Here is an 11,696-nt window from a genome sequence, read left to right as displayed (position 1 = left end):
TATCAGCGAGAATCGGCTTCGCGGCTCCGTGTGCGCCGACGTCACATGTCACCCCTGTCCAGCACACTGCCGACATGCTCGACCTGATCCTGCCGCTGGAGTGCGGCGGCTGCGGCGCCCCGTCGACGCGGTGGTGCCCGGCGTGCGCGTCGGCACTGACGGTCCGCGCCGACGAACCGCACCTCATCAGCCCGCGCACCGATCCCGGCGTCCCGGTGTTCGCCCTCGGCCGCTACGCGGGCGCCAGGCGCCGGGCCATCGTGGCCGCCAAGGAGCAGGGCCGCTCGGATCTGCTGGCGCCGCTGGCGGGTGCGCTGCGGGCCGGTCTGGACCGGCTGCTGGCCTGGGGTGTCGTCGACGCCCCGCTGACCGTGGTGCCTGCCCCCACCCGCAGGCTGGCCGCCCGCCGCCGCGGTGGCGACCCCGTCACCGCGATGGCCGTCGCGGCGTGCGCGGAACACCCCGAGGTGCGGACGATGCAGGCGTTGCGGTTGCGGCCGTGGGTCCGCGATTCCGTCGGCCTGTCGGGCACCGCCCGGCAACGCAACATCGCCGGACGGGTGCGGGTGGCGGCCGCTGTGACTGGTGAGGTGCTGCTCGTCGACGACATCGTGACGACCGGTGCGACAGCCGCCGAGTCGGTGCGCGTACTGCGTCGCGCCGGGGCGGATGTGGCCGCTGTGTTGGTCGTCGCGCACGCCTGACACCTGTGGCAATTACCCCGCGATCAAACAGAAATGAAGAACTGCAAACATGTCGTCGAAATTGGTGGCACGAACCGGTGAACACGGACTACCGTCGGCACCAACCACCCGTGAACACCTCACGGCGACGCTCCATCACAGCGTCACTTCACCGCGCACCGGTAGGAGGTGAGTACTCGACACCTTGCGCCGATGGGGAGAGCAACAAAACCCTGACCCATCGCCGCGATTCGTTAGAGCCCGGCACGCAGATCGCGTGCAACGAGTGAGAGAAACGAGTTGCCAAGTATGTCAACCAATTCCCTGGATTCAGGCCCCGCGATGGTGGTCGAGGATCGTGACACAGGTGCCAACCCTGAGCCCAACGCAGAAGTTGTGGTCAAGGGGCGCAATGTGGAGGTCCCCGACCATTTCCGAATCTACGTTTCGGAGAAGCTGTCACGCCTGGAGCGATTCGACCGGACCATCTACCTCTTCGACGTCGAACTTGACCACGAACGCAACCGACGACAACGCAAGAACTGCCAGCATGTCGAAATCACTGCCCGTGGCCGCGGCCCCGTTGTCCGCGGCGAGGCGTGTGCAGACAGTTTCTATGCGGCCCTCGAATCCGCAGCCGGAAAGCTTGAGGCCAGGCTGCGCCGCAGCAAGGACCGCCGCAAGATCCACTATGGCGACAAGACCCCCGTATCGCTGCACCAGGCGACCACCCCCGACCACCTGGCCGGAGATACCGCCACCGAGCAGCCGGTCGACGCCACCGAACCCGCGGGCCTCGACGATCACGAACCCGGCCGGGTGGTCCGCACCAAGGAGCACGAAGCCAGGCCCATGACCGTGGACGACGCCCTCTACGAGATGGAACTGGTCGGCCACGACTTCTTCCTCTTCCATGACAAGGAGAGCGACAAACCGTCGGTGGTATACCGGCGCCACGCCTACGACTACGGCCTCATCCGACTCGCCTGATCCGTCGGACCGGCCAAAAACGCACCCCGGAGCCATCCGGGGTGCGTTTTCGTGTTCGCCGAGTGAGTACAACCAGGTATTTCGACGGGTCACCTACGATGGACCACGATCAACACCGAAAGATCCATCGATACCCACAGGGGAAATAGCGTGCTGTCGAAGTTGCTCCGTCTCGGTGAAGGCCGCATGGTCAAGCGCCTCAAGAAGGTGGCTGAGTATGTCAACACCTTGTCCGACGACGTCGAGAAGCTCTCCGACGCCGAGCTGCGAGCCAAGACCGACGAGTTCAAGAAGCGAGTCGCCGACGGCGAGGAGCTCGACGACCTGCTGCCCGAGGCGTTCGCGGTAGCTCGCGAGGCGGCTTGGCGCGTGCTCAGTCAGCGGCACTTCGACGTCCAGGTGATGGGTGGCGCAGCGCTGCACTTCGGCAACGTCGCCGAGATGAAGACCGGTGAGGGCAAGACCCTGACCGCCGTGCTGCCTGCCTACCTCAACGCGCTGAGCGGCGATGGCGTCCATGTCGTCACCGTCAACGACTACCTGGCCAAACGCGACAGCGAGTGGATGGGCCGCGTGCACCGCTTCCTCGGCCTGGACGTGGGCGTCATCCTCTCCGGGCTGACCCCGGAGGAGCGCCGGATCGCCTACGCCGCCGACATCACCTACGGCACCAACAACGAGTTCGGCTTCGACTACCTGCGTGACAACATGGCGCACTCCACCGAGGACATGGTGCAGCGTGGCCACAACTTCGCCATCGTCGACGAGGTCGACTCGATCCTCATCGACGAGGCCCGTACGCCGCTGATCATCTCCGGTCCGGCCGACGGCGCCTCGCACTGGTACACCGAGTTCGCCCGGCTGGCGCCGTTGATGAAGAAGGACGTCCACTACGAGGTGGACATCAAGAAGCGCACCATCGGCGTGCACGAGCTGGGTGTCGAGTTCGTCGAGGATCAGCTCGGCATCGACAACCTGTACGAGGCCGCGAACTCGCCGCTGGTCAGCTACCTCAACAATGCGCTGAAGGCCAAGGAGCTGTTCGAACGCGACAAGGAGTACATCGTCCGCGACGGTGAGGTGCTCATCGTCGACGAGTTCACCGGCCGTGTGCTGCTGGGCCGCCGCTACAACGAGGGCATGCACCAGGCCATCGAGGCCAAGGAGCACGTCGAGATCAAGGCCGAGAACCAGACGCTGGCCACCATCACGCTGCAGAACTACTTCCGGCTCTACGACAAGCTGTCGGGAATGACGGGCACGGCCGAGACCGAGGCCGCCGAGCTGCACGAGATCTACAAGCTGGGCGTCGTGCCGATCCCGACCAACAAGCCGATGATCCGCGAAGATCAGTCCGACCTGATCTACAAGACCGAGGAAGCCAAGTACATCGCCGTCGTCGACGACGTCTCGGAGCGCTACGAGAAGGGCCAGCCGGTCCTCATCGGCACCACCAGCGTCGAGCGCTCGGAGTACCTGTCGCGGCAGTTCACCAAGCGCAAGATCCCGCACAACGTGCTCAACGCGAAGTACCACGAGCAGGAAGCAGGCATCATCGCCGAGGCGGGCCGGCTCGGCGCGATCACGGTGGCCACCAACATGGCCGGTCGTGGTACCGACATCGTGCTCGGCGGCAACGTCGACTTCCTCGCCGACCAGCGGTTGCGTCAGCAGGGTCTTGACCCGGTCGAGACGCCCGAGGAGTACGAGGCCGCCTGGGACGAGACCCTCAAGAAGATCAAGGAAGAGGCCGGCGAAGAGGCCGACAAGGTCGTCGCCGCCGGTGGCCTCTACGTGCTGGGCACCGAGCGTCACGAGTCGCGGCGCATCGACAACCAGCTGCGCGGCCGCTCCGGTCGCCAGGGCGACCCGGGCGAGTCCCGGTTCTACCTGTCGCTGGGTGACGAGCTCATGCGGCGGTTCAACGGCGCGACGCTGGAATCGCTGCTGACCAGGCTGAACCTGCCCGACGACGTGCCGATCGAGGCCAAGATGGTGACCCGCGCCATCAAGAGCGCGCAGACCCAGGTAGAGCAGCAGAACTTCGAGGTCCGCAAGAACGTCCTCAAGTACGACGAGGTGATGAACCAGCAGCGCAAGGTCATCTATGAAGAGCGCCGCATGATCCTCGAGGGCGAGAACCTGCAGAAGCAGGCGCACGACATGCTGGTCGACGTCATCACCGCCTACGTCGACGGCGCCACCGCCGAGGGCTACGCCGAGGACTGGGACCTGGAAACGCTGTGGACGGCGCTGAAGACCCTCTACCCGGTCGGCATCGATCACCACGATCTGGTGGACTCCAACGCCGTGGGTGAAGCCGGTGAGCTGACCCGCGAAGAGCTGCGGGACGCCCTGATCAAGGACGCCGAGCGGGCCTACGCCGAGCGCGAGAAGGAGCTGGAGGCGATCGCCGGCGAGGGTGCCATGCGGCAGCTGGAACGCAACGTTCTGCTCAATGTGATCGACCGCAAGTGGCGTGAGCACCTCTACGAGATGGACTACCTCAAGGAGGGCATCGGCCTGCGCGCGATGGCGCAGCGCGATCCCCTGGTGGAATACCAACGCGAGGGCTACGACATGTTCGTCGGCATGCTCGACGCGCTCAAGGAGGAGTCGGTCGGCTTCCTGTTCAACGTTCAGGTCGAGGCGGCCCCGGCTCCGCCCAGCGCTCAGGTCGCCCCGGTGGCCGCCCCGCAGGGCCTCGCCGAGTTCGCCGCGGCGGCCGCGGCCAAGGCGTCGGAGTCCTCCGAACCCGCTGCCGAGCCCGCCGCGGTGGCCACCAAGGAACGTCCGGCCGCCCTGCGGGCCAAGGGCATCGAGGACAGCGCTCCGCCGCTCACGTACAGCGGGCCGTCGGAGGACGGTTCGGTCGAGGTGCAGCGCTCGGGTAACGGCGGCGGCCGACATGCCGCGCCGACGGGCGGCAGCCGCCGGGAGCGTCGGGAAGCGGCGCGCAAGCAGGCCAAGACCGGCAAGCCGACGCGCTCACACCGCAAGGGCTAACCCTTCCCTCGCCGAAACTACGGTTTGTTGTGCGATTTCCGCGTTTTGACGCGAACAACCGTAGTCTCGGCGGGGCGGGAGATCAGCCCACCTGCAGAGCTGTCAATTGCCAACGGCCGCTGTGCAATTCGACCTTGGCGGCGATGGCGTGCACCCGCGGCCCGCGAGTGAAGGTGGCGAACACCTCCGCGGCACCGGGCCCGGGTGCGGCGCGCAGCCGCACCCGCCGCAGGGTCGCTGCCGCCGCCTGCCGGGCCGGGGGGAGTGCCAGCACCGCATCGAACACCTGGGGGCTGATCAGCGGGCGTAGCTGCGCGGGTGGCCTGCGCCGGTCGACGACCTCCAGCACCCGGCGCAGCACCGCCTCGGCGAACTGGGTGGCCTCCGTCTGCGGCGGATGATCGGCCTGCTCGACCAACCGCAACCGGCGCGGGCTCGGCCGGTGCAATGCGGTGGGTGTCGGGCAGGCCTTTGCCCTGGATGCGGCCGCGGGGGCCGGGGCGAGCAGATACGCAGGCGGCTCGCAGTCGATCACCGGCGACGTCAGTGACGGCGGGGCCGGGGTGGTTTCGGGAACGGGCACGGCAATCTCCAGCGGTATCAGGTACAGGACACATCTGCTGGAGAGGTGCAGACCCGTCCATCATCGCATCCCGAATCGGTGCCCCGAGCACCCAGTTTCGCCGGATACCGTTGCGGTGTCCGACGTACGGGGGCAGACATGGTTCAACCCAGCATCGATTGGCCCGGCGAGCCGCTGCGCTCGCTGGTGTGGACACTGCAGGCGTGGGTGATCACCTTCGTGGTGTTCCTCGCGGTGGCGTTCGTCGTGGCCCGTTGCACCCGGTGGGGGCAACAGTTCTGGCGGGTCAACGCCCCGTTCTTCGCCGGCAGTTGGCGCACGTGGGCGCTGCTGGCATTCATGCTGTGGCACACGGTGTATTCGGCGCGGGTGGTGGTGATCTTCACCTATCAGTACGCGGACCTGATGAACGCCGTACAGGTCGGTGCGGAGGCGCTGGCCACCCATGATGCGGACAAACTGGATGCCGCGCGGCATGCGTTCATGACGTCCTTTGCGATCAGCGGGATTCTGGTGCTGCTGACCGTGACCTACACCGTGGTGGACCTGTTCCTGCGCCGGGTCTTCGCGATCCATTGGCGCATCTGGCTCAACACCCGCCTGGTCGACGACTGGATGACCGGGGATGCGTTCTACCGCAACCGTTTTCTGCACCCGCCCGTGGAGAATCCCGATCAGCGGATCCAGACCGACATCGAGACCTTCACCACCAAGTCGGTGGACATGAGCATCGGCGCGATCAACAAGTCGTTGTTGATCGTGATGTTCACGGGCGTGCTGTGGCAACTGTCGGGCCCATTGCAGTTGGGCGGCTGGGTGATTCCGCGGGCCATGGTGTTCGTGGCGTTCGCCTTCTCGATCACGGTGACGCTCATCGCGTTCTGGATCGGCCGGCCGCTGGTGCGGCTGAACTTCCTCAACGAACGGTTCAGTGCGAGTTTCCGCTATGCGCTGGTGCGCCTGCGAGACAACGCCGAACGTGTCGCGTTCTACCGGGGTGGGGAACGTGAGCGGCAGCTGCTGCACTCCCGGTTCGCCGAGATCATCGCCAACATGTGGCGCATCGTGTTCGCCCAATTGCGGCTAAACGGCTGGAACCGCGGCGTCGGCGATGTGACGACCGGCATGATTCCCTACATCGTGCAGGCGCCGCGGTTCTTCGCAGGCCAGATCACCCTCGGCGGCTTGCTGCAGACGGTCGCCGCGTTCGGAAACGTCTGTGGCGCACTGTCGTTCTTCCGGGACAGCTACGACGAGTTCACCGTCTACCGCGCCGCGCTGATGCGCATCGACCAGATGCTGGACAGCGACCACCGCGCGCGGGAACTGCCCAGGATCAGCGTCGGCGCCGCACAGGATTCGCTGGCGCTCACCGACGTCGGGGTCAGCGATCTGCAGGGCAATCCGCTGATCACCGATCTGACGATGGTGCTGACCGCGGGTGACAGCGTGGTGGTGAAGGGGCCGTCCGGGTGCGGGAAGACCACCCTGTTGCGCAGTCTGGCCGAATTGTGGCCGCAGACAACGGGTCTGGCCCGGTATCCGGCCGGATGGGCGACGTTGTTCCTGCCTCAGCTGCCGTATCTGCCGCTGGGTGATCTGCGGGCCGCGGTGGTGTATCCGCTGCCCATTGCCGACGTCACCGATGGCGAACTGCAGGAAACGCTGTGCGCGGTGGCCCTCGGGCATCTGACCGAACGCCTCGACGAGGACGCGGACTGGGCATCGGTGCTCTCGCTGGGCGAGCAGCAGCGGGTCTCGTTCGCACGGGTGCTGTTGGTGCGGCCCCGAGTCGTGTTCCTCGACGAGTCGACATCGGCGCTGGACGAGGGGCTGGAGGACGCCATGTACACCCTGGTCCGTGAGCGGCTGCCCGACTGCGTGGTGGTCAGCGTGGGGCACAGGTCCACGATCGACCGCCATCACCGCTGCAGGCTGCAGTTGACCGGCGGCGGGCACTGGGAGCTTTCGGCCATTGCCCGCGACGGCGCCGTATCGACCGCGATCGCCGACGGCGCCCCCATGCGCTGAGCAGGCCCGCAGCACCCGTGCTGCGCGCTGCCAGAAGGGCCGGTTACCGTGACGGGGATCATGGCGACTGAAGGGGAGGTTGGCGCCGCATGGTGAGCAGGCTGTCGGCGTCCGACGCAACGTTCTTCCACCTGGAGAACACCTCGACCCCGATGTATGTGGGGTCTCTGGCGATCTTGCGCAAACCCCGCGCCGGACTGAGCTACGAAACGCTGCTGGCGACCGTCGAACAGCGACTGCCGCAGATTCCGCGCTACCGGCAGAAGGTGCGTGAGGTGACGTTGGGGCTGGCCCGGCCGGTGTGGGTCGACGACCGTGACTTCGACATCACCTATCACATCCGGCGCTCGGCGCTGCCCTCGCCGGGCAGCGATGCTCAGCTGCATGATCTGGTCGCCCGGCTGGGCTCGCGCCCGCTGGACAAGACTCGTCCTCTCTGGGAGATGTACCTGGTCGAGGGGCTCACCAAGAACCGCATCGCCATCTACACCAAGTCTCACCAGGCGTTGGTCAACGGGATGACGGCCCTGGAGATCGGCCATGTGATCGCCGACCGCACGCAGAAGCCGCCGGAGTTCGGCGAGGACATCTGGATTCCGGCCCGTGAACCCAGCGACAGGCAGTTGGTGCTCGGCGCCATCGGGGAGTGGATCGCGCGGCCGACCAGCCAGCTGGCCGCCGTCCGGGAAGCAGTGTTCGATCTGGCCACCAACAGCGGTGAGCTGGCGGCGGTCGGTCGGCGGGTGGCCGATGTCGTACGCACCGTGGCCCGCGGCACCGCGCCCAACAGTCCGTTGAACACCACGGTGTCGCGTAACCGCAGGTTCTCGGTGGCCGAGCACCGGCTGGAGGACTACCGGACGGTGCGCGCCCGCTACGACTGCGATATCAACGACGTGGTGCTCGCGGTGGTGGCCGGGGCGCTGCGCAACTGGCTGCTGTCCCGGGGAGAGCCGGTCACGCCCACAACCACGGTGCGGGCGATGGCGCCGATGTCGGTGTATCCCGACGCCGAACTGGACTCGACCGCGCCCGGGCAGGCGATCAGCGAGGTGTCACCGTTCCTGGTCGACCTGCCGGTGGGGGAGGGCAACCCCGTCGTGCGGCTCTCGCAGATCGCCCACGCCACCGAATCGCATTCCACCGCGGCCAGCCTGGTCGACGCGCGGACGATCGTCACGCTGTCGGGGTTCGCCCCGCCGACGTTGCACGCCATGGGAATCCGCGTGGCCACGGGCTTCTCGGCCCGGTTGTTCAACCTGCTGATCACCAACGTTCCGGGCGCACAGAAGCAGATGTACGTGGCCGGGACCAAGCTCCTGGAGACCTACGCGGTGCCGCCGCTGCTGCAGAACCAGGTGCTGGCCATCGGCGTCACGTCGTACAACGGCATGCTCTACTTCGGGATCAACGCCGACCGGGATGCCATGAGCGATGTCGACGTGCTGCCCAGCCTGCTGCGCGAATCGCTTGAGGAATTGCTCGACGCGGCCAGATGAGCCGCCGCCATCCGGCACGGCCCGATCCGCGCGGCAATGGCGCTGCGCGCACCTAGAATTCGCGCATGAGTGCAGCATCGAACGACGGACCGGCCGGCGGGCAGAAGCGCAACGGCAAGCCGAAGCTCTCGAACAAGGTCTACGAGGCCGAGTTGTTCCGGCTGCAAACAGAGTTCGTGAGGATGCAGGAGTGGGTGCGGCACACCGGTGCCCGCATCGTGGTGGTGTTCGAGGGCCGCGACGCCGCGGGCAAGGGCGGCACCATCAAGCGGATCACCGAATACCTCAGCCCGCGCATCGCCAGGGTGGCCGCGCTGCCGGCGCCGACCGAACGCGAACGCGGCCAATGGTATTACCAGCGCTACATCGCGCATCTGCCCGCCAAGGGCGAGATCGTGTTGTTCGACCGGTCCTGGTACAACCGGGCCGGCGTCGAACAGGTGATGGGCTTCTGCACGCCGCACGAGCATCAGCTGTTCCTGCGGCAGACCCCGATATTCGAGCAGATGCTGCTCGAAGACGGGATCCTGTTGCGCAAGTACTGGTTCTCGGTGTCCGACGATGAGCAGCTGCGCCGGTTCCGGTCGCGCAAGGACGATCCGGTCCGGCAGTGGAAGCTCTCGCCGATGGATCTGGAATCGGTGTACCGCTGGGAGGACTACTCGCGGGCCAAGGACCAGATGATGGTGCACACCGACACGCCGCAAAGTCCTTGGTACATCGTCGAATCCGACATCAAGAAGCATGCCCGGCTCAACATGATGGCGCATCTGCTGTCCACCATCGACTACCACGACGTCGAGCGGCCCGACGTGACACTGCCGGATCGACCTGTGCTGACGGGCGACTACCGGCGTCCGTCGCGGGATCTGGCGCGATACGTCGACGATCATGTCGCGACCCTGATCGGGGACCGCGAGTGAACGCCGGTCCCGACGGCTAGTCTCGCGGGGTGCGCGTGTACATCCCGGCGACTCTGGCCGGCCTGCAGCAGCTCGTCGCCGACCGGTTCCTGCTCGTGACGAACGGGACCGCGTTCGCGGTCACGCCGACACTGCGGGAGGCCTACGCCGAGGGTGACGACGACGAGCTCGCCGAGGTGGCGCTGCAGGAGGCGGCGTTGGCCTCGCTGCGCCTGCTGGCCTCCGGGGGCGATTCCGGGCTACCGCCGCGACGGGCGGTGGTGGTCGCCGAGGTGGCGTCGGCGACGCCGCGACCCGATCTCGACGACGCGGTCGTGCGCCTGTCGGGGCCCGTGCCCATCGACGACATCATCGCGGCCTACGTCGACAACGCCGCCGCCGAATCCGCGGTGCTGGCGGCAGTGGACGTGATCGATGACGCCGACCTGGGAGACGAGGATGCCGAGCTCACCGTCGGAGACGCCCAGGATCACGACCTGGCTTGGTATGCGCCGCAGGAACTGCCGTTTCTGCTCGAACTGCTCTAGCGACGCCGTAGCGGCCGGGAAGAGGGGAAGCCGAATGCGACATCTACGCCTGGCTGTCGTGTTGTCCGTCGTACTGGCGGGTGTCGCGTGTTCGTCGGGTGGCGGGCAGTCTGCACCGAGCAGCCCGCCGCTGCCCGCGGGGTCGCCGCCTTCCGCACCGCCCCCGGCACCAGGGCAGAAGGCGGCTGCCCGGGTGGAGTTCCGCAACGTCCGCGTCTTCGACGGCCACAGCGACAAGCTGTCGGCGCCGTCGAACGTGCTCGTGACGGGCAACCGGATCGAGAAGATCTCGACAGAGACGCTGCCTGCGGGACCGGACACCACCGTCATCGAGGGTGGCGGCCGGACCTTGATGCCGGGCCTCATCGACAACCACTGGCACACGATGCTCGTGCGGCCGCCGGTGACACAGTTGACAACCGCGGATCCGGGATACCTCAACCTGTTGGCCGGTGCCGAGGCCACCGACACCCTGATGCGTGGGTTCACCACGGTGCGTGATCTGGGTGGACCCAGTTTCGGCCTCAAGCAGGCCGTCGACGAAGGCGTCATCGCCGGTCCGCGGATCTTCCCTTCGGGCGCCATCATCACCGTGACCAGCGGCCACGGTGACTTCCGCACACCCGCGGACCTGCCGCGCACTGCGGGCGGTCCGGTGTCGCGTCAGGAGGAACTCGGTGCTTCCGTGGTCGCCGACAGCCCCGACGAGGTGCGGATGCGCACGCGTGAGCAGCTGTTTCAAGGTGCATCGCAGATCAAGCTGACGGCCGGGGGCGGGGTGTCCTCGCCGCACAGCCCGATCGACGTGATCACCTTCACCGAACCCGAGGTGCGTGCCGCGGTCGAGGCGGCGACGAACTGGGGCACCTATGTCACGGTGCACGCCTACACGCCGGCCACCATTTCGCAGGCGATCCGCGCCGGGGTCGCCTGCATCGAGCACGCCCACCTGATGGACGACGCGACCGCCAAGGAGATGGCAGACAAGGGCATCTGGTTGAGCACCCAGCCGCTGCCGGAGGAGATGATCGGCGCGTTCCCGCCGGGCTCGGAGGAGGCCGCGAAGGCCAAGGAGGTCATCGACGGCGTGGCCAACGTCTACCAGCTGGCCCGCAAGTACCACCTCAAGACGGCGTTCGGCACCGACATCCTGTTCTCCCCGCAGCTGGCGCCGCAGCAGGGTGCGCTGTTGGCGAAGCTGGGCAAATGGTTCTCCCCGGCCGAAGCGCTGACGATGGCCACGGGCACCAACGCAGAGCTGTTGGCACTGTCCGGCAAGCGCAGCCCGTACAGCGGCAAGCTGGGTGTGGTGGAGCAGGGCGCGCTCGCCGATCTGCTGCTGGTCGACGGTGACCCGCTGAGCAATCTGCAGTTGGTCGCCGATCCGGGACGCAACTTCAAGATCATCATGAAGGACGGGAAGATCTACAAGAACTCCCTGGTCTCGTAGTCGC

At 66.9% G+C, this 11,696-nt stretch carries 9 protein-coding genes; 8 read left to right on the top strand and 1 reads right to left on the bottom strand.

Features of this window, described 5'->3' with window-relative positions; genetic code table 11:
* The first annotated feature begins 74 nt into the window (after positions 1 to 74).
* The 3 genes from BST13_RS27715 to secA all read left to right on the top strand — a co-directional run bounded on the left by BST13_RS27715 (position 75) and on the right by secA (position 4,679).
* Complete coding sequence (locus BST13_RS27715; protein WP_083167859.1) at positions 75 to 704, top strand: ComF family protein; 630 nt, start codon at positions 75 to 77, stop codon at positions 702 to 704.
* Between the two features lie 321 nt (positions 705 to 1,025).
* Complete coding sequence (gene hpf / locus BST13_RS27710) at positions 1,026 to 1,673, top strand: ribosome hibernation-promoting factor, HPF/YfiA family (RefSeq protein WP_245839832.1); 648 nt, start codon at positions 1,026 to 1,028, stop codon at positions 1,671 to 1,673.
* A gap of 150 nt (positions 1,674 to 1,823) precedes the next feature.
* Entirely contained in the window at positions 1,824 to 4,679 is a 2,856-nt protein-coding gene (gene secA, locus BST13_RS27705; RefSeq protein ID WP_083167854.1) for a preprotein translocase subunit SecA, read from the top strand.
* Positions 4,680 to 4,761: 82 nt separating this feature from the next.
* On the opposite strand, the gene BST13_RS27700 is transcribed toward secA, so the two are convergent.
* Entirely contained in the window at positions 4,762 to 5,262 is a 501-nt protein-coding gene (locus BST13_RS27700; RefSeq protein WP_083167852.1) for an Rv3235 family protein, read from the bottom strand.
* Positions 5,263 to 5,400: 138 nt separating this feature from the next.
* Between BST13_RS27700 and BST13_RS27695 the strand changes: the two genes are divergently transcribed.
* The 5 genes from BST13_RS27695 (at position 5,401) to BST13_RS27675 (ending at position 11,692) form a co-directional block, all read left to right on the top strand.
* Complete coding sequence (locus BST13_RS27695; RefSeq protein ID WP_083167850.1) at positions 5,401 to 7,293, top strand: ABC transporter ATP-binding protein/permease; 1,893 nt, start codon at positions 5,401 to 5,403, stop codon at positions 7,291 to 7,293.
* Between the two features lie 89 nt (positions 7,294 to 7,382).
* Positions 7,383 to 8,792, top strand: coding sequence for a WS/DGAT/MGAT family O-acyltransferase (locus BST13_RS27690; protein WP_083167847.1), 1,410 nt, complete (start codon positions 7,383 to 7,385; stop codon positions 8,790 to 8,792).
* Between the two features lie 65 nt (positions 8,793 to 8,857).
* Positions 8,858 to 9,715, top strand: a complete 858-nt coding sequence (gene ppk2 / locus BST13_RS27685) for a polyphosphate kinase 2 (protein ID WP_083167845.1) — start codon at positions 8,858 to 8,860, stop codon at positions 9,713 to 9,715.
* A 29-nt stretch (positions 9,716 to 9,744) separates the two neighbouring features.
* The gene (locus tag BST13_RS27680) at positions 9,745 to 10,242 is read left to right on the top strand and encodes a DUF6912 family protein (protein WP_083167842.1); all 498 of its coding nucleotides are present in this window, start codon (positions 9,745 to 9,747) and stop codon (positions 10,240 to 10,242) included.
* Positions 10,243 to 10,276: 34 nt separating this feature from the next.
* A complete protein-coding gene (locus BST13_RS27675) occupies positions 10,277 to 11,692 on the top strand; it encodes a metal-dependent hydrolase family protein (RefSeq protein ID WP_083167840.1) in 1,416 nt (471 codons plus the stop codon).
* The last annotated feature ends 4 nt before the right edge of the window (positions 11,693 to 11,696 follow it).

This window comes from Mycobacterium aquaticum (genome assembly GCF_002086485.1).
Classification (GTDB): domain Bacteria; phylum Actinomycetota; class Actinomycetes; order Mycobacteriales; family Mycobacteriaceae; genus Mycobacterium; species Mycobacterium aquaticum.
Note: the sequence above shows the minus strand (reverse complement) of the source record. Positions and strands in the feature narration are given on the sequence as shown.